Source organism: Desulfitobacterium hafniense DCB-2 (assembly GCF_000021925.1).
Classification (GTDB): domain Bacteria; phylum Bacillota; class Desulfitobacteriia; order Desulfitobacteriales; family Desulfitobacteriaceae; genus Desulfitobacterium; species Desulfitobacterium hafniense.
Genome location: NC_011830.1, coordinates 2,925,784 through 2,944,084, shown reverse-complemented (window position 1 = coordinate 2,944,084; position 18,301 = coordinate 2,925,784). Strand labels below are relative to the sequence as shown.

Below are 18,301 nucleotides of genomic sequence, written 5' to 3'. Positions count from 1 at the left end.
AATTGAAGGAGACCTGAGGCGAATTTTCCCTTGACAGTAACCATCTTAATTTAATGCAACGCTACTGAAAAATTATAGCAAACTTTGCAGGATTTTATGTGGTGGTAACGAATATAGATTTTTATAGATTAGAAACCCTACAGATTCAGAGGTCTACAAGGGGTATATGGAGGTATTGTAATGGGAAAATCAGATTTTCTTCAAGCCCGTGGAATCAGTCGTCGTGACTTCATGAAGCTCATGGCCGCCACAACTGCAGCTCTTGGCCTGCCTGAAGTCCTGGCTCCGCAAGCGGCAAAAGCTGTGGAAGCAGCAATGGAAAAACCCCCTGTCATTTGGCTGCATGGTATGGAATGTACTGGCTGCAGTGAATCCTTACTGGCGACGCTTAATCCCAGTATCGAATCATTAGTACTTGATACTCTTTCCATTCGATACCATGAAACCATTATGGCCGCATCCGGTCATGTAGCAGAACAAGCTTATCAGGATACTCTCGATGAGAAGTTTGTGCTTGTGGTGGAAGGTTCCGTTCCGGCATCGGAAGCAACCGATTCGTACTGTATGGTGGGAGGGAAACCTTTCCGGGAAACAGTACTGGAAGCTGCTGCCAAAGCCCAGGCGGTTATAGCGGTTGGAAGCTGCGCCACCGACGGGGCTGGGATCCCTGGTGCATGTGATATTAAGCCCATTGGCGTCAGAGAGCTTTTGCAAAAGCACAATATAGCGACTCCTGTGATTAATCTTCCCTGCTGCCCAGTCAAACCCAATACTCTGATTGGCACCATTGTTTATTATCTGACCTTTAGCGCTGTTCCTGAACTTGATGAGCAAGCCCGCCCCCTGATTTACTACGGCAAGCTGCTTCATGACAACTGTCCCCGCCGTGGTCAGTTTGAAGCCGGAAATTTCTTGTCCGATTGGAATGATCCTGCTCAAAAGGATTATTGCCTGCTCCTCAAAGGGTGCAAAGGACCAAAAACCTATACCGACTGTGCTCAAGTCTGGTGGAATGATAATGCGAATTTCTGCATCAACGCCGGTTCTCCTTGTTCCGGATGTTCAGAATCCGGTTTCTATGGCCAATTCAGTCCTCTTTACGCCAAACAAGAAAACTTCTCCTTGCCTGGACTCGGTCAGATTCATGCCGATACCGTTGGCAAAGTTGTGGGTGGGGCAACTGTCGTAGGGCTTGGTGCACACCTGATCGCCACAGTTGCCAGCGGCAGACTAAAAAATAACGACTCGGAGCAGAAGAAGGAGGACTAAGAGATGGGTAAAGTAGTTATTGATCCCGTGACTCGAATCGAGGGTCACTTAAAAGTAGAAGTAGAAGTTACCAATGGTGTGGTTACGGATGCGAAATCAATCGGTACTATGTATCGCGGCTTTGAACCCCTGTTAAGAGGAAGGGATCCCCGGGATGCCACCTATGTCACGGAAAGAACCTGTGGTGTATGTGCGGGCTCCCACGGATGGGCATCTTCCTTGGCCTTGGATCAGGCCTTTGGCGCAAAAGTCCCTACGGGGGGCCGGCTGATCCGCAATCTGATGATCGGTGCCATGTGGCTTCATGACCATCCGCTGCATTTTTATCATTTAAGCGCCTTGGATTATTTGGATATTACGGCGGTAGCAAAATATCAAGGACAAGATCCCGGCCTTTTGCGTGTTAAAGACAAAATCAGCAAGCTGATTGCGGCTGGGGATACAGCTCCACTGACACCACGCTATGAACCCGATGCGTTTTGTGTCAATGATCCTGAACTTGTTACTCTCGCTGTTTCCCACTATCTGCACGCTTTAAATATGCAGGCCAAAGCCAAAAAGATGTCAGCTTTGTTCGCCGGCAAACAGCCTCACCAATCGTCTATCGTAGCAGGCGGCGTAACCATGCTGCCCAATATTGAAGTGGTGGAGCAATTCCGTTCCATGCTGCTGGAGCAAATCGATTATCTCGAGAATATCTATTTGCAGGATGTGCTGACCTTTGGAACCGGCCCCTTACTGCCCCTTGCTCAAGCCGGAGTCGGCGGCGGCTATGGCAACTTCCTTGCTTACGGCGGATTTGGCCTGGATGATGAAGGTAAAGATTTTCTCTTTAAGCAGGGAATTGTCTTGGACGGCAACCTCAGCAATGTGATGCCTGTCGATCAAAGCAAGATTACCGAAGGAGTAACTCATGCTTGGTATAAGGATAATCCGAAGGGGGATCATCCCTATGATTCGGATACGGTTCCCGATCTGGCCAAAAAAGATGCCTATTCCTTTGTTAAAGCTCCCCGCTATGACGGGAAACCTATTGAGGTTGGCCCCTTAGCCCGTATGCTGGTTATGCAGCCTCAAGGGCTGATGGATATCATTGCCAAATACAATATTAAACCAGGTGCTGTGGCCCGTCACGCCGCCCGTGCTTTTGAAACGGTCATCCTGGCTAAAGAAATGATTAATTGGGTTAACCAGCTGGAAGCAGAAATGGGCAAAGGCCTGAGAATTCATGATACCGAGCACTGGAATCCGCCGGCAACAGGGCAAGGCATTGGGTTGACGGAAGTTCCCCGCGGCGCTTTAGGCCACTGGATCAAAATCAAGGATCATGTTACCGAAAACTATCAGATGGTCGTTCCTACCACTTGGAATTTCTCACCTAAAGACGCCCAGGGAAATTATGGCCCCCTTGAAAAAGCTCTGATCGGTGTGCCTATTCCTGATGAGAACAATCCGATTAATATTGTGCGGGTTATCCGTTCCTATGACCCTTGCCTGGCTTGTGCTATTCATCTTATTGATCCCCAAACCAATGAAATCCGCAAATTCAAAGTCAACTGATCTTTCAGTGGACGGCTCAAGAGGATTGATGAAGGGATCAATAGAAATGGAATAGAAAGCGAGGGAAAACTATGGCGAATCCAGCCGATCATCCGTTGTCTCACCGGATTACCCATTGGATTAATCTGATCAATTTCATAGCCTTGATTATTACCGGCATGATGATTCATTCTCCCTATCAGGGAATGCCCATGAATCTTGTCCGCAATATCCACTTTATCTTTATGTTTAGTTTAATTTTCACCGGTATCGTGCGCTTCTATATCTCTTTTTTCACCAAACAGCGGGATTACCGGAAGTTTCTGCTTGATTCCTATGATATTAAGACGTTCATTCCCCAGATTAAGTATTACTTGTTCCTGCAAAAGGACCATCCTGTTAACCCCAATCCCTATAATCCTCTGCAGAAGCTTGCTTATATCGGTCTGCCTATTCTGGCTGTGCTGCAAATCCTTACGGGGGCAATTCTTTATCTGCCCATGGTCTTTCCCGGCTTAGAAGCCACCCTGGGCGGTCTGGCAGCTATTCGTGGCTTCCACTATGTGATTACCTGGCTGTTCATTGCGATTATTGCAGTTCATGTCTACATGGTATTCACGGAAGCCGTGGATCAATTCTGGTATATGTTTTTCGGCAAAACCCGTAAGAAAGATAAGGTCCCGCCTTCTGATAAGGCGACCACAGCCCGTTCTTAACCCTGCCCTTGACGGTGCAGCCTGAGCCGCGTATTATTGTAGAAAAGACAAAGGTTTTAGAAAGGGTCAAACACCATGCTGCAACCAAAGATTATGGTCATGGGAGTAGGGAATGTGCTTCTTTCCGATGAAGGACTCGGGGTTCAGTTCCTCACCCTATTAGCCCAGGAGACTCTGCCGGATCATGTCGAACTTCTGGAAGGCGGAACCGCAGGACTTGAATTGGTCCATCTTATTAAAGAAGTAGACTATCTCATCATCGTCGATGCCTTGAATGCCAAGGATGAACCTGGCGCAATTTTCCGGTTTGAGCCGGAAGATATTCGGGTTATGCCCTCTCAGTTTGAGGTTTCCTTTCATCAAGTGGGGATTCTGGAAGTATTGGCTATGGCTAATATCCTGGGGAATGCGCCCAAAACCCTCATCTTTGGTGTTCAGCCGAAGAGCCTGGAGATGGGATTGGAATTGACTCCTGAGATTCAAGCAGTATTGCCCAGGGTCAAGGAGCTTGTTCTGGAAGAAATTCAGAACATCACTCAGCATGGGGAATTCCGCCAAGTGAACTCTTAATCCCACCCCGTGGGCAGACGACTTTATTTAAAAAATTACTAAAGGGAACCGGATTTTCCGGTTCCCTTATCACATGCTTAAACTTTTTCTCTTCCGTCACCTAATTCGAATGTACCGCAGTCGGTCGCTTCAGTAGTGCGAACCTCGGCATGATGCTTGGTTACTTGAATTTCTCCGGCATGACATTCTTTGGCAGCTTCATTATACTTGCACTCCACCACATTGCACAAAACTTTTGGATTAGCCATTCTTATCACCTCCCTAATTAAGATACCCAAATAAATCACCTTCTACACCAAAAAGAAACTTGAAAAATTCGTAAAAACCCCACCCGAGCAGCTTTCATCAATGTTTAAAAACCTTTCACAGTAGTCCTTGACTGGCGGCCTTTATTGAAGTATGTTATCCTTTATGAAGAATACTACTTTTCAGGAGTGAGACGATAAGTATGTCAATCACGAAAGTCCCTAAGAAGGTCGTCACCTTAGCCTATGGGTGTCAAATGTCGGAGCGTGATGCCGATACCTTGACCGAGATATCCAGCCAAAAAGGATATGTCCGCTCTCAGGAGCTGGAACAGGCCGACCTCATCATTGTGAATACCTGTTGTGTTCGCGAAAGCGCAGAAAATAAAATCCTGGGTAAAATCGGCGAGCTCAAGCATTTGAAAGAAGCCAATCCTCAATTGAAAATCGCCATTTCAGGATGTATGGTTCAGCAGCCGGGCGCTTTAGAACGGCTTAGAAAAAGAGCCCCCCATGTGGATATCTGGGCAGGAACCCATAATATCCATGAGTTTCAGCGTCTCCTGGAGGAAGCTGAGGAAAAGGGGAAAGTGGCTGAGGTCTGGGAAAAGCCGCGGGAAACCCAGGAATCGGTTCTTCTGGCAGCCAAAGGCAAGCTTAAAGCCTATGTCAATATCAGTTATGGCTGCAATAACTTCTGCACCTATTGTATTGTCCCCCATGTCCGCGGCCGGGAGCGCAGCCGTCAGCCGGAAGAGATCCTGGCGGAGATCAGGGCCTTGGTCGAGACAGGCTGCAGGGAAGTGACCTTGCTTGGCCAGAATGTAAACTCCTATGGCCAGGACCTGGACAGAGCTTATGATTTTGCCGATTTGCTCAAGGATGTGGATAGCATTGACGGATTGTGGAGAGTGCGGTTTATGACCTCCCATCCTAAAGATCTATCCGATAAATTGATTGAAACCATCGCTGCAGGCACCCATCTTTGCGAGCATATTCATCTGCCTTTTCAGGCCGGCAGTGATGAAATTCTCAAAGGTATGAATCGTAAATACACCCGGGAATACTATTTAAGCCGGATTGCTCAAATTAAGGCCATCATTCCCCAAGTCAGTTTAACGACGGATATCATTGTTGGTTTTCCCGGGGAGACGGAAGAGGATTTTGAGCAAACCCTGGCTTTAATTCGACAGGTAAAATACAGCCAAGCCTTTACCTTTATGTATTCCAAACGCTCCGGTACGCCGGCAGCCCAAATGGCGGAGCAAATTCCTCTGGACATCAAGAAACGCCGCCTGCAGCAGCTGATCACGGTTCAGAATGCCCAAAGCCTGGCCTGGCGGCAGGAAATGATCGGCAAAACCTGCGAAGTTCTCGTGGAAGGGCCGAGCAAATCCAATCCTGATCGTCTTACCGGGCGAACCCGGGGTTATGAGCTGGTGGTCTTTCCCGGGGAAGCCCAATTAATTGGCACCTTGGTTCAGGTGCTGATTCAGGATGCCAATTCCTGGACGCTGTTTGGAGAATGCCGCGCAGACAGGCATTGAACGAGACTTCTTTCAGTGATAAATAATAATTGAAGGCTCAAAGCAGGAATCAAGAAAAACGTGTAGAATCAATCGAAGATGGAGGTGTTGTAATGACGGCGGAAATTATGGAAAAAGCCGAAGTCCTAGCTGCAGCTATAGCCAAAAGTGTGGAATTACAAAATTTGCGCAGCACGGAAGAAGCTATGATGGCTGACGAACAAGCTCAGCAAATCATTGCTGATTTTCAAAATGAGCAACAGCGAGTGTATGAGCTCCAGGCCCAGGGTCAAGAGTTGACTGATGAAGTACAGCAGGCCATTGATGCCATGGAAGCGAAAGTGGAAGGTTATCCTCCCATTGCTGCCTATCTGCAGGCTCAAGAGCAATTCACAAAGATGCTGGACACCATCAATGGTGTTTTGGCTCAAGCAATTGCCAATGACCCCAATGGCGGAGGCTGCTCCTGTGACACAGGTTGTTCAGGATGCGGGGGAAGCTGTTCATAAACTCGCGATACAATAGAAATGAGTGGAGATCACTTTATTTAGATTGGGCGCAGCAAGGGAAGAGTGTACACTCTTCCCTTTAGAATATACGCCTGGGGGTCATGCCGCTCAGGGGGCATCGGCAGTGGCAGCACCGGTAGCATTGGCAGAAGGTTAAAAGAGCTGTCCGGGTCGCGTAGCTTTACGCACAACGCGTACTCCATAGCTCCTGGGCTGGTCAACCCGCTTTCTTAACAGCATCTGCGGCGGATAAGTATTCTTTGGGGTGTGCCGCCTTGAGCGAAACTGTCCACCGGACACTTTCGTACGCCAAACCTCAGGGTAATACCTGATGTGAACCGTGGCTTCGCTACGTTAAGAAAGCCTCGTTGACCTGACCGCCCCTCCGCTAAATCCGACACCTTCGGGCGTGAATCCTAAAACCTACCTGCGCCGCTAAGCTTTCCTCTATGGTATTGCGGCTTGGGCGAAACCATTCACTGGATGGTTTCGTCACCGGAAGGTTTCTTCTCCGGAGTTCACGGCTTTTGTACGTAAAGCTACGTCTTGTGGGTCTCTTTAGGTTTTCCTTTGGGGTTCCAATTGCCTTTTTTGAGGGCTCTTGGGTTTAGCTTCAGAGCCCTTCTTGCACTTAGCCCGCATAGCCTTTCTCAGGAGTTAGCCGGCCCTGCCGCCGCAAGCGGCGCCGGTAAAGACGGAAAAAGCAGCTTAGACCAGTCAACTCCCCCACATTTCCCGGAATCTTACAACCTTACAACGCTCTGCATGCAAAAACCTGAAAAGCAGCCCAAGGATTTTGATTTACAAGAAGGAAGCGACTTTAAGCGAGCGGAAACAAAACTTCGCGAAAAGCCCGCAGCGGAGTCGAGTTGGAAACAGGACGTTTCCAACCGGCCATTGATAACAAGTGCGAAAGCAGTGCTTTCGAGGAGCGATTTGGCCGGCGTCCCGACGGAGCGGTGGGCTTGAGCGTTAGTTTTGTCCGCGCAGCTTATTAAGCGACCGATGTAAATCAAAATCCTGGAGACCCCGCTTTCATAAATAACCTTGCCAAGACATTCTACCGCTAAGGAGTCACCAACCATGACCACACCGATGATGCAACAATACAAATCCATAAAATCTCAAGCCCCTGACGCCATTCTCTTCTTCCGCCTGGGAGACTTCTATGAAATGTTTGGCGAGGATGCCCGGACCGCCGCCCCTGTTCTGGAAATTGCCTTAACCGGCCGTGATTCCGGAGGCGGGGAGAGGATTCCCATGTGCGGTGTTCCCCACCATGCTGTAGATGGCTATCTGCTCAAGCTGGTTTCTGCCGGTTATAAAGTGGCCTTATGCGAGCAAGTGGAGGATCCTCAAGCCACTAAAGGGATCGTCAGAAGAGAGATTATCCGAATCATTTCTCCCGGTACTATGACGGATTCCTTAGTGGAGCAAGCCAATAATTTTTTAGCCGCGGTCTATCATGATCAGGACTGGGGATTGGCCTTTGTGGATGTTTCCACAGGGGAGTTTACGGTTTTTCAGACTGAATCCATAGATATCTTAACCACCGAGCTTTCCCGGATTCGTCCTTCCGAATTGCTGCTCCCGGCGGAACTCCTCAAAGCAAAGCACTGGCGGCCCTATTATCTTACTCAGCGGGAAAAGAAAACCTATCAACACACCTTGCTGGAACAGCGCTTTACGGAACAAACCGAGTTATTTCAGGAATTTCCGACGGCTATGAAAGCCGCCAATGGGCTTTGGCAATATATCCTGGAAACCTCACCCGGTATCGATCCCTCCCATATTCTGAAGATCAATGCCTACCGTCCTGAGCACTGGATGCTCCTTGATCCCTGGACCCGCAGAAATCTGGAGCTTACCGAGTCCATTCGCGGCCAAGGGAAAAAAGGAACTTTATTATCCGTTCTGGACTTCACCAAAACCGCCTTCGGCGGCCGCCTGCTCAGACGCTGGATCGAGCAGCCTTTGCTCCTTAAAGAGGAGATTGAAAAGCGCTTGGATTATGTGGAGGCCTTGGTTGAGGATAGCTTTTTACGGGGGGACCTTATCCAGCTCTTCAATAAAGTGTTTGATCTGGAGCGCCTCATGGGCAAGGTTTCCTATGGTACCGCCAATGCCCGGGACTTATTATCCTTAGCTCAGACCTTAGGCGTGCTGCCCCAACTCCGGGCTTTGCTGGCGGAAGGCAAGTCGGCATCCCTGCAAGCCTTTATTCCGGCCTTGGAAGGTCTGGATCCTTTGGCTGTGACCTTAGAGCAAGCTATTAATCCGGAAGCCCCCATCTCCCTGAAGGACGGAAACCTGCTGAAAGCCGGTTATTCAGAGGAAATCGACGAATTGCGCAGCATATCCTCCGGGGGGAAAGCCTGGGTAGCCAAATTGGAAAGTATGGAAAAGGACCGGACAGGAATTCGCTCCCTTAAGGTTGGATATAATAAAGTATTTGGGTATTATATCGAAGTGACACATGCCAATTCCCACCTGATACCTGCTGAATATATTCGCAAACAAACCTTAGCCAATGCTGAGCGTTTTATCACCCCGGAATTGAAGGAATATGAACAAAAAATCCTGGGCGCCGAAGAGAAAGTCACACAGCTGGAGTATCAGCTCTTTCTCGAACTCCGGGAAACAGTTCGCGGGCAGGCCGCTAGGATTTTAGAAGCCGCCCATGCTCTGGCTGAAATCGACGTCTATGCCAGCCTGGCGGAAGCCGCTGTGCGCCATCATTATTCCCGTCCTGTGATGAAGGGAGAAGGGGGGCTCACTATCATCGAGGGGCGGCATCCTGTGGTGGAATCCATGCTTCAGGACACTTCCTTTGTCCCCAACGATACCATCCTGACTGAGGATAAACATCTGGCCTTGATCACCGGCCCCAACATGGCCGGTAAATCCACCTACATGCGGCAGGTAGCCCTGATCGTCCTGATGGCCCAGATTGGCAGCTTTGTACCTGCACAGCAAGCCACCATTCCCATCGCTGATCATATCTTTACCCGGGTGGGGGCTTCCGATGATCTGGCCTCAGGACAAAGCACCTTTATGGTGGAGATGTATGAAGTGGCCCATATTCTGCGCCATGTCACACCCCATAGCCTGATCATTCTCGATGAAGTGGGACGGGGGACAGCCACCTACGACGGCCTCAGCATTGCCTGGGCGGTGGCTGAGTACTTAGCCGGTCAGGAGAACAAACCCAAAACTCTCTTTGCTACCCATTATCATGAACTGACCGATTTGGAGGAAACCCATGCCGGTATCTTCAATCTTCATGTCGGGGTTAGGGAACATGGGGAAGAGATTGTTTTCCTGCATAAGATTATCCCCGGCCGTGCCGATCGCAGTTATGGCATTCAAGTGGCAAAGCTGGCCGGTTTGCCTGCCAATCTGCTGCACAGGGCCAAAATCATTCTGCATGAGCTGGAATCCTCCGCCAAGGAAAACCGCCAGGAGCATTTGCTAAATAAGGAGAAGGCAACCCAACTGTCCTTGTTCGAAGTTCAGCCCCTGGACCCCCTGTTGCAGGAAGTCAGCGAGCTTTCTGTGGAGGATTTGACTCCCAGGCAGGCCTTGGATTACCTGTTCGATTTAAAAGAACGGATTAAAACGGCGGATTCTATTTAGATTTAGTAGTTCATAATTAGACTTAGAAGGTTCATAAAAAAACAGGTTCATAAAAAATATAAGTGTGGGTGTAGGTAGAGGAGAGAGAACTCATGGCAACGATGGGACGTGGAGGGGAACGTGATGAGCGTAAAACTGCACGGCCCGGACAATAATGTGAATTGAGGAGGGCAATTATGTCATACCAAGTTGGAATTGACGTCGGCGGGACGTTTACTGATGGGGTACTTATTCACAAAAACAACCTGATCAAAAAAACGAAAGTCCCCACTCAACACGATAATTTATTGGACACCCTGCTCCATGCTCTGGAACATCTCGATGTCTTTAAACAGCCTGTTGAGCAGATTACAGTCAGTACTACTTTGGTGACCAATGCCATTCTGGAAAACAAATTACCCCCCATTGAGCTGTTTCTCTTTCCCGGTTCCGGGATGAGGCTGGATGCTCTGCCCTGGCCGGTGCCTTATCATGCCCTTATGGGTGAAATCGACTATCGGGGCCGGGAAGTATCTCCCCCGGATGAGCTGGAGTGGCGGCGGCTTTGCAACCAGCTGGATTTTGAAGCCGTCCCCCAGGCGGCCATTGTCAGTAAGTTTTCCCACCGGAATCGGATTCTGGAAGATGCTTTGGCTCAGTTTTTGAGCAAAAAATATCCTCAGCTGGACATTGCTTTAGGCTGCGAATGGGGGCATGCTAATTTTTACCGCCGCAGTCTCACCACCTATCTCAATACCGCCAGCAAAAATCTCTATAAAACCTTCTCCTCCCAATTGCACCAGGCTGTGGCGAAAAATGGTTCCCAAGCCGGGATTACCGTCTTGAAAGCAGATGGAGGCATTTTGCCTATCGATCAGCTCCGTCCGGTGGAATCCATCAATTCCGGCCCTGCCGCCAGTGTCATTGGCGCCCTGGCCCAAACGGATCCTCAGCAGTCTTTTGTGGTGGTTGATATCGGCGGCACCACCACAGATATCGGCCTGATCCTATCGGGAGAACCACTTCTCAGTGCCCGGGGTGCTCAGATTGGTCCCTTTCTGACCTTGATTCCCACTTTAGCCACCCGCTCCATCCCTGTAGGCGGAGATTCTGCCGTGCTGCCTGCACCTGATGTGCCGGAAGGCTTTACCCTCGCTCCCTATCGCCAGGGACCGGCCTATTGTTTGGGAGGGGGATACCCAACCCCCACCGATGCCATGCGCTATTTAAAACGGGTGGAGCATGGGAATTATGCCCGTGCTGAAGAAGGTTTAGCATCCCTGCTGCCCCCTGAGGCCCGGAATCCCCAGGCCATTCAGGGATTAGCCCTAAAAATACTGGAGAAGTTTGCGGAAGAGGTAGCCAATGCTTTTTCGCTCCTGCATAAAGAATGGCAGGAGGAACCCGCCTATAAGGTGTGGGAGGTTCTTCATCCTCATAGTGCCAAGGACTTCTATATCTGGGTCAGCGGGGGCAGCGCCCGGGGTATTGCACCTTCCCTGGAGGATAAAGTCCACCTGCCTGTGCGTTTTACCCAGCATGCCGATGTCTCCAATGCCATCGGTGCGGCCTTAGCCCGGCCGACCCTATCCTGCACCCTGCATTTGGATACCACGATCCGCTCTTACCGGATTGAGGAATTCGGAGAACAAAGGGAATGGCTGGGTTCCAAACGCCCTCATAAGGAGGTTCAGGAATTCCTGCAGGAGATTGCCCGGGAGCGGGCCCGCACCATTGGCTTAAATCTCCATGAACTGGAGTTTAAGACTCAACCTTTTGATTTTTTCCCAGTTGTTAAAGGTTACGCAACCGTTGGTCAAATAATCCGGGGTTCTGTGGTGGTACCCCCGGGAGTGGTTGGGAGGCTTGAGGTATGAAGCAGACAGGATTATTGTTTTTCCCTGCGTTTGACTGGTCTTTAGGAGATACCCACCCGGAACGGGAAGAAAGACTTCTTTATACCCAGGAACAATTGTTTGAAGAAGGGGTTATGGATTTACCTCAGATCAAACACTATGCTCCAGGTCTTGCTTCGCTAAAAGATGTCCAGCGCACCCAAGGGATTTTCCCCGCTCCGGAAAGCCATGATTTGGATGCCCATTTGATCGCTGCCGGAAGCTCTCTGGTTCTGGGCGAGGCCTGGGCCAAAAAGGAGATCCACAATGGCTTTGCCCTGGTGCGCCCGCCGGGACACCACTCCGGGGCTACGGTTTTAGGCAATCGGGGGTTCTGCACCCTGAACAACGAAGCGATCCTGATCAATCATCTCCGCACCTTCCATGGGATAAAAAAAGTGGCCATCGTGGATACGGATGTTCATCACGGGGACGGCACCCAGGATATCTTTTATCATGATCCTAATGTCCTCTTTGTCTCCATTCATCAGGACGGACGGACTCTCTATCCCGGCAGCGGCTTTATCTACGAGAAAGGGGGACCCAATGCCTGGGAGACCACCTTGGATATTCCTCTGCCTCCCGGTACGGGAGATGAAGATCTTCATCATGTCCTGGAAAACTGGGTTCTTCCCCGGATTTATGACTTCCAACCGGATCTGATCATTAATTCGGCCGGTCAGGACAACCACTTCACGGATCCCTTAGCTTCCATGAGTGTGACAGCCCGGGGCTATGGACGAATCACCGAGCTGCTCAATCCGGACTTAGCCGTCCTGGAGGGGGGCTACTCCATTGAAGGAGCCCTGCCTTATGTGAATCTGGCCATTGTCCTGGCCTTGGCGGGAGAAGATTATCAGGGAGTTATCGAGCCTCAAAAGCCCCGTCATCCCCACAGCGGCTCCAATGCCTTCCGGGGCTTCCTTAAAGAGCTGAAAGAGCAATACCGCCGGGCCAAACCAGACTGGAACATCCGCGCCGACAGCTTCCTTCCCGAAGGAAAATGGGTTTACATTCCTCATTCCGTATATTATGATACGGAAGGCTTCCAGGAGGGGCGTAAGGACTGGATCCGCCAGTGCAACCATTGCGGGGGAACGGTGCTCATTGAAAGCCAGCATACTGTAACCGGCAATACTTTCGCTTTAGTGCGGATTCCTTTTGCGGCTTGTGAGCAATGCACCCAGGCGGGATATGATTTATGGGAGCATCTGATCGGGCGCAAAACATCTGTATTACTCCAGGATCAACAGCACAATAAGGTTGAACTCTGGCATCTGGATAAGGGGGTAACTCATTTTTGACCGCTAAAATCCACATCCTTGATATACAAGCCGCCAATCAAATCGCCGCCGGCGAAGTGGTGGAGCGCCCTGTTTCCGTGGTTAAGGAGCTGATTGAAAACGCTCTGGATGCCCAGGCTACTCAAATCGAAGTGATCATTGAGGGAAGCGGGGTGGAAAGGATCAGGGTCCAGGATAACGGCCAGGGAATATCTGCCGAGGATCTGCCCCTGACCGTCCTCCGTCATGCCACCAGCAAAATCCGGACCATTGATGATTTGAACCGTTTACGCACCCTGGGCTTTCGCGGGGAAGCTTTACCCAGCATTGCCTCCGTCTCCAGGCTGGAGATCATCAGCCGCCCCCCTGAGGAAATTTCCGGGCGGGTTTTGCGGATTCAGGGGGGAGAGCAGCTGGAGTTCTCCGAAACCGGCTGTCCGCCGGGAACCACCATTACCGTCGATGATCTGTTTTATAATACGCCTGCCCGGCGGAAATTCCTGAAATCCAAAAACACGGAATTTGGTCAAATCTCCGATGTCATCGGGCGGCTTTCTTTGGCCCGGCCTGATGTTTCCTTTACCCTGAAGCATCCGAAAGTCCTTGTCCTGCAGACTCCGGGCAAAGGAAATCTGCTGGAGAGCATCGGGGCTGTCCTTGGCCAGGCCACGGCCCGCCGTCTCCTGCCCCTGTCCTGCTCCCTGGGGGATTGGCGGCTGGAGGGTTATATCAGTCCGCCGGATCTGGTTCGTTCCACCAAACAAGGGGAGACCTTGATCGTCAATGAGCGGATTATTCGTTCCAACAGCATCAGCCGTGCCATTTCCGAAGGGTATCATACCTTGATCCCTGCTAAGCTTTATCCCATCACCATCCTGAAACTGCATATCCCGCCCCATGAATACGATGTCAATGTTCATCCTACCAAAATGGAAATCCGCTTTCACAAAGAGAAAGAACTTATGGAGTTTATTGCCGAGGGAGTTCGCAGGACCCTTCTCCAAGCCCGTCCCATCGCCCCCTTTGTCAAGGTCAAGAACACTCCATCCCCTAAAGAATCTCTCCCCGGCGCTGACAAGGTTGACAGACCTGTTCAGGGCGCCCTCAATTTTGCTCCTAAAAGCCCTCACAGCCTGTCTCAGGGCAAAACTATCCCCATACCTTATAAACACTCCAGTTACTCTCCCTTGGGGCCTGCAAATGGGCTTTCTGCTTCGCAAAGAGATCGTGAGTTAAATGCCGGCAATGAATTTAAGGCAGGTCATAAACTTAATGCACATGAGTTTGCTGAGACAGCAAAGTTCCTCATCAAGGACTTAAACCCCCAGGAAAGGCCGCCGGTTAATGAGCAGAAACTCTTTCTTGAGTCTCAGGAACCTTTTCAAGTCACCCCTCTGAAAGCTGATAGGTTAGAACCTGATCTTTCCTTGGAGTCGGATGCTTTTTTAGGAGCGAATATTTCGGGAACCGATATTTCAGGGGCTGATACTTTGGGGAGAGCTGATGCTCCTTTGGCTGAAGAAGAGGTGGGGGCAGGGTCAACCGCTGAGTTGGAGCTATCCGTTGCCGAAGAGAACCATGAAAGCAATGAAATTACCGAAATCACTGATAAAATCAAGGAGCAAAGTCCTCTTTTGGCCTTGCGGCCCATCGGGCAGGTTTTTAATACCTATATAATGGCAACGGATGGGGAGCAGCTTGTCATCTTCGACCAGCATGCCGCCCATGAGCGCATTAATTATGAACGCCTGCTGGCAGAGCACCAAAACAATCCCGGCAACAGCCAAATGCTCTTGATTCCTCTGACCATGGAATTTACACCTGGGGAAGAAGAGGCTTTGCTGGAGCATTTTCTGCTGCTCAACGAGATGGGGTTCATCCTTGAGCACTTTGGGACCCGAACCTATCTCCTGCGCGGCATCCCGGCCTATAGCGGCCCTTACCAGGGGGAGCAGCTTCTGCGGGACTTTCTCGACCAGGTCATGCTCAACCACATTCCCCCCACTATGGATAAATTGTTGGAGGAGTGGATCTATATGTTGGCCTGCAAAGCATCCATTAAGGCCAAAGAGAACCTGACCCTGTTTGAAATGGAGCAGCTGATTGTTCAATTGAGTAAGACTCTGAATCCCTATACCTGTCCCCATGGCCGGCCCACCATGATTCAACTCACTAAAGAAGAGCTGGAACACCGCTTTTATCGTAGTTAGGAGCAGCAGCCAATGAACCACGCAACAGTCATCGTTAACATCACCCATCCCAGGGATCCGGATTTACAGAAAAAATTTCTTTGGTTTTCTGAACAACCCGGCATTACCTTACTGACTTCCTCCCCGAAGTCCCTGGCCGGGGCGGTTGAGGAGCCGCCTTATCCGATCCTCCACATTACCCGCAAAGGAATCTATCTGGAAACAGGGGACCATCCTTTGCACTTTCATCCCAGTATGGCCTTGCTGCGGGTTATGCAAATCATTAGAGGAGAAGGGGATCGTTTTCTGGAGGCCGTTGACCTCCGGGCAGGGGATGTCTTTTTGGATGCCACATTCGGTTTGGGAACGGATGCCTTGGTAGCTGCTGTTCAAGTCGGGGCTCAGGGCAAGGTTATCGGCATAGAACATTCGCCTATTTTAGCAGCTCTGGTGAAAGATGGGTTAAGGACCCTGGCTCAAGGGGATTGTCCCCGTGTCCAAAACCCGGACAAGGCCAAAGCCTGGCAGGTCTTGGCTGAAGCGGCACAGCGCATTGAGGTTCTGTGGGGAGACCATCTTGAGCTGCTGGCCGGCTATCCTGCAGCCTTCGCCGATGTGGTTTACTTTGACCCCATGTTTCGCCACACCCGGGAAAAAAGCGCCTCCATCCGCCCTCTGCATGAGGTAGCCAACTCCTGCTCCCTGCAGGGTGAAACTGTTGCCGAAGCCTGCCGTGTAGCCAAAAGACGGGTGGTGCTGAAAGAGCGGAAAGCAAGCCGGGAATTCAGCCGCTTAGGGTTTGAGATTCAAGAAGGGGGGAACTATAGTCATGTAGACTATGGGATAATCCACAAAGAAGGAGCCGGTTCATGAAACCCTTGATCATCATTGTAGGACCTACAGCCGTAGGCAAGACAGCTCTTGGGGTTGCCCTTGCCCAAGCTCTCCAGGGTGAGATTATCTCCGGGGACTCCGTTCAGGTCTATCGTAAACTGGATATCGGGTCAGCCAAGCCAACGTTGGCCGAACAAGGCAATGTACCCCATTATCTGCTGGACGCTTTGGATCCGGCTGAACCATTCACAGTGGCTCAGTTCCAGACTTTGGCCAATCAATCTATTCAGAATATCCAAAGCCGGGGCAAGGTGCCGATTGTTGTCGGCGGGACAGGTCTTTACATCCGCTCTTTAATCGACCCTTTCCAATTTGCCGAGCACGGCTCAGAGTCTATCCGCAGCTTCTGGACCGCCTTTCTCTCTGAACAAGGGAAAGAGGCTCTGCACCGGGAGCTGGCCAAAAGGGATCCTCTCAGTGCCCAGCGTCTCCATCCCAATGATACGGTCCGGATTATCCGGGCCCTGGAAATGTGCCAATTAACCGGTAAGCCCTTTTCCGAAATCCGCGGCAATCAAGACATGAATTATCCGCCTTTGCCACCTTCGCTTCTCTATGTGGGACTTACCGCACCAAGGGAAATCATTTATGAGCGGATCAATCGCCGTTGTGAACAGATGGTGGCCGCGGGGCTGATTGAGGAAACCCACAATTTAATTAAAGAAGGCTATTCCCCAAAACTTAAGCCTTTGCAAAGCATTGGTTACCGGCACGCTTTACTCTATCTTTATGGTAAGGTAACCCTTCCGGAGATGATGAGAATTTTTCAAAGGGATACCCGGCATTTCGCCAAACGTCAGCTCACTTGGTTCCGCAGGGACCCGCGAGTGGTTTGGTATGATACTTACAGTGGGAATTTGACAAATATTCTTGAATCTTTGATTGGCACTTGCAGTGGAATGGAAAGTCGTGTAGAATAGGAAAATAGAAATAGATGGTGGTGGAGGGAAAAAAATGAATAAAGCGCCCATCAATTTACAGGATACCTTTTTAAACCAAGTCCGAAAAGAGAATATGCCGGTCACGATTTACTTAGTGAATGGCTTTCAATTAAAAGGTCTGGTCCGCGGATTTGATAATTTTACAGTGGTCATTGAATTCGAAGGTAAACAGCAAATGGTCTATAAGCACGCCATTTCCACTGTAATGCCGCTTCGTCCCATTAATTTAGTTGCTGCTTCGCAGTCCTCGACAGAGGAGCGTTAAGAATAAGGTCATCGCATCAGTAAAGCCTGATTCCCATCAGGCTTTTTTCGTGTGTCAGGTTTGCTGGCAGGTTAAGCGGCACCCGTTGGGGGACAAAACGTTGTCCGGGTCGCGTAGCTTTACGCACAACGCGAACTCCATAGCTCCGGGGCTGGCTCACTCGCTTTCTTAACAGCTCACGCCAAACCCCGTTGCTTTCTGCAAGTGAACCGTGGCTCCGCTACGTTAAGAAAGCCTCATTCACCTGACCGCTCCTCCGCTAAATCCGTTCGCTTTTGTGCGTAAAGCTACGTCTTGCGGGTCTCTTTCAGTTTTTCTCTGGGGATCTGGGCCTCTTGTTGGGACTTCATGGGTTTAGCTTCAGGGCTTTTCTTAGCCCCCATAGCCTTTCTCAGGGCAGCCGACCTTGCCGCTTAAGCGGCGTCGGTAAAGACGGAAAAAGCGGCTCAGGCTAGGCGATCTTCCCCGACATCTCCCACAACGCCCCACATGCTCAAACCCGCAAAGCAGCCCAAGGATTTTGCTTTACGGCAAGAAGCGAATTTAAGCGAGCGGAAACAAAACTTCGCGAAAAGCATGCAGCGGAGTCGGGTTGGAAACAGGACGTTTCCAACCGGCCATTGAGCAGGAGCGATTTGGCCGGGTACCCGACGGAGCGGAGGGCTTGAGCGTTAGTTTTGTCCGCGCAGCTTATTGAGCGACCGGTAGTAAAGCAAAATCCTGGAGACTCGGCCCAGAGCCCCGAGCTTTCAGACCTTTTTTCATTTAACTTCACCCTAACGCGGAAAATATAACTAAAAATAATTTATTGTAGAGATAATAAAGGCATGGTATATTTAAGAATA

The 18,301-nt window shown here is 50.3% G+C and carries 15 protein-coding genes and 1 pseudogene; 15 read left to right on the top strand and 1 reads right to left on the bottom strand.

All coding sequences use genetic code 11. The features are described 5' to 3' along the window. The first annotated feature begins 180 nt into the window (after positions 1 to 180). From DHAF_RS13725 to DHAF_RS13710, 4 genes are all read left to right on the top strand, one after another. The gene (locus DHAF_RS13725) at positions 181 to 1,269 is read left to right on the top strand and encodes a hydrogenase small subunit (RefSeq protein WP_015944205.1); all 1,089 of its coding nucleotides are present in this window, start codon (positions 181 to 183) and stop codon (positions 1,267 to 1,269) included. 3 nt (positions 1,270 to 1,272) lie between these two features. Further along, entirely contained in the window at positions 1,273 to 2,829 is a 1,557-nt protein-coding gene (locus tag DHAF_RS13720) for a nickel-dependent hydrogenase large subunit (protein ID WP_015944204.1), read from the top strand. Positions 2,830 to 2,900: 71 nt separating this feature from the next. Then, a complete protein-coding gene (gene cybH / locus DHAF_RS13715; RefSeq protein ID WP_005811610.1) occupies positions 2,901 to 3,524 on the top strand; it encodes a Ni/Fe-hydrogenase, b-type cytochrome subunit in 624 nt (207 codons plus the stop codon). A 75-nt stretch (positions 3,525 to 3,599) separates the two neighbouring features. Continuing rightward, on the top strand, positions 3,600 to 4,094 hold the full coding sequence (locus DHAF_RS13710) for a HyaD/HybD family hydrogenase maturation endopeptidase (RefSeq protein ID WP_015944203.1): 495 nt from the start codon (positions 3,600 to 3,602) through the stop codon (positions 4,092 to 4,094). A gap of 77 nt (positions 4,095 to 4,171) precedes the next feature. Here DHAF_RS13710 and DHAF_RS25170 read toward each other — a convergent pair whose 3' ends face one another. Next, positions 4,172 to 4,342, bottom strand: coding sequence for a DUF1540 domain-containing protein (locus tag DHAF_RS25170; protein ID WP_015944202.1), 171 nt, complete (start codon positions 4,340 to 4,342; stop codon positions 4,172 to 4,174). 200 nt (positions 4,343 to 4,542) lie between these two features. Between DHAF_RS25170 and miaB the strand changes: the two genes are divergently transcribed. The 11 genes and pseudogenes from miaB to DHAF_RS26775 all read left to right on the top strand — a co-directional run bounded on the left by miaB (position 4,543) and on the right by DHAF_RS26775 (position 18,250). Further along, positions 4,543 to 5,886, top strand: coding sequence for a tRNA (N6-isopentenyl adenosine(37)-C2)-methylthiotransferase MiaB (gene miaB, locus DHAF_RS13705; protein ID WP_015944201.1), 1,344 nt, complete (start codon positions 4,543 to 4,545; stop codon positions 5,884 to 5,886). A 92-nt stretch (positions 5,887 to 5,978) separates the two neighbouring features. Then, positions 5,979 to 6,374, top strand: a complete 396-nt coding sequence (locus tag DHAF_RS13700; RefSeq protein ID WP_015944200.1) for a YlbF/YmcA family competence regulator — start codon at positions 5,979 to 5,981, stop codon at positions 6,372 to 6,374. Positions 6,375 to 7,243: 869 nt separating this feature from the next. Further along, on the top strand, positions 7,244 to 7,372 hold the full coding sequence (locus DHAF_RS26590) for a hypothetical protein (RefSeq protein WP_015944199.1): 129 nt from the start codon (positions 7,244 to 7,246) through the stop codon (positions 7,370 to 7,372). Positions 7,373 to 7,421: 49 nt separating this feature from the next. Next, the gene (mutS, locus tag DHAF_RS13690) at positions 7,422 to 10,010 is read left to right on the top strand and encodes a DNA mismatch repair protein MutS (protein ID WP_193345567.1); all 2,589 of its coding nucleotides are present in this window, start codon (positions 7,422 to 7,424) and stop codon (positions 10,008 to 10,010) included. 176 nt (positions 10,011 to 10,186) lie between these two features. After that, positions 10,187 to 11,866 carry a hydantoinase/oxoprolinase family protein gene (locus tag DHAF_RS13685; protein ID WP_015944197.1) on the top strand — a complete coding sequence of 560 codons (1,680 nt, stop codon included), beginning with the start codon at positions 10,187 to 10,189 and terminating at the stop codon, positions 11,864 to 11,866. Then, positions 11,863 to 13,188, top strand: coding sequence for a histone deacetylase family protein (locus DHAF_RS13680; RefSeq protein WP_015944196.1), 1,326 nt, complete (start codon positions 11,863 to 11,865; stop codon positions 13,186 to 13,188). The genes DHAF_RS13685 and DHAF_RS13680 overlap by 4 nt, the downstream gene beginning before the upstream one ends. Then, positions 13,185 to 15,377 carry a DNA mismatch repair endonuclease MutL gene (gene mutL, locus DHAF_RS13675; protein ID WP_015944195.1) on the top strand — a complete coding sequence of 731 codons (2,193 nt, stop codon included), beginning with the start codon at positions 13,185 to 13,187 and terminating at the stop codon, positions 15,375 to 15,377. The genes DHAF_RS13680 and mutL overlap by 4 nt, the downstream gene beginning before the upstream one ends. A 12-nt stretch (positions 15,378 to 15,389) precedes the next feature. Continuing rightward, positions 15,390 to 16,229 (top strand): class I SAM-dependent methyltransferase, encoded by an 840-nt coding sequence (locus tag DHAF_RS13670; RefSeq protein WP_015944194.1) that lies wholly within the window; start codon positions 15,390 to 15,392, stop codon positions 16,227 to 16,229. After that, positions 16,226 to 17,170: a tRNA (adenosine(37)-N6)-dimethylallyltransferase MiaA gene (miaA, locus tag DHAF_RS13665; RefSeq protein WP_015944193.1), complete on the top strand. Its 945-nt coding sequence runs from the start codon at positions 16,226 to 16,228 to the stop codon at positions 17,168 to 17,170. The genes DHAF_RS13670 and miaA overlap by 4 nt, the downstream gene beginning before the upstream one ends. Positions 17,171 to 17,204: 34 nt before the next feature. Then, positions 17,205 to 17,456, top strand: a complete 252-nt coding sequence (gene hfq, locus DHAF_RS13660; RefSeq protein WP_015944192.1) for an RNA chaperone Hfq — start codon at positions 17,205 to 17,207, stop codon at positions 17,454 to 17,456. A gap of 592 nt (positions 17,457 to 18,048) precedes the next feature. Further along, positions 18,049 to 18,250 (top strand): annotated as a pseudogene (locus DHAF_RS26775) (hypothetical protein). The last annotated feature ends 51 nt before the right edge of the window (positions 18,251 to 18,301 follow it).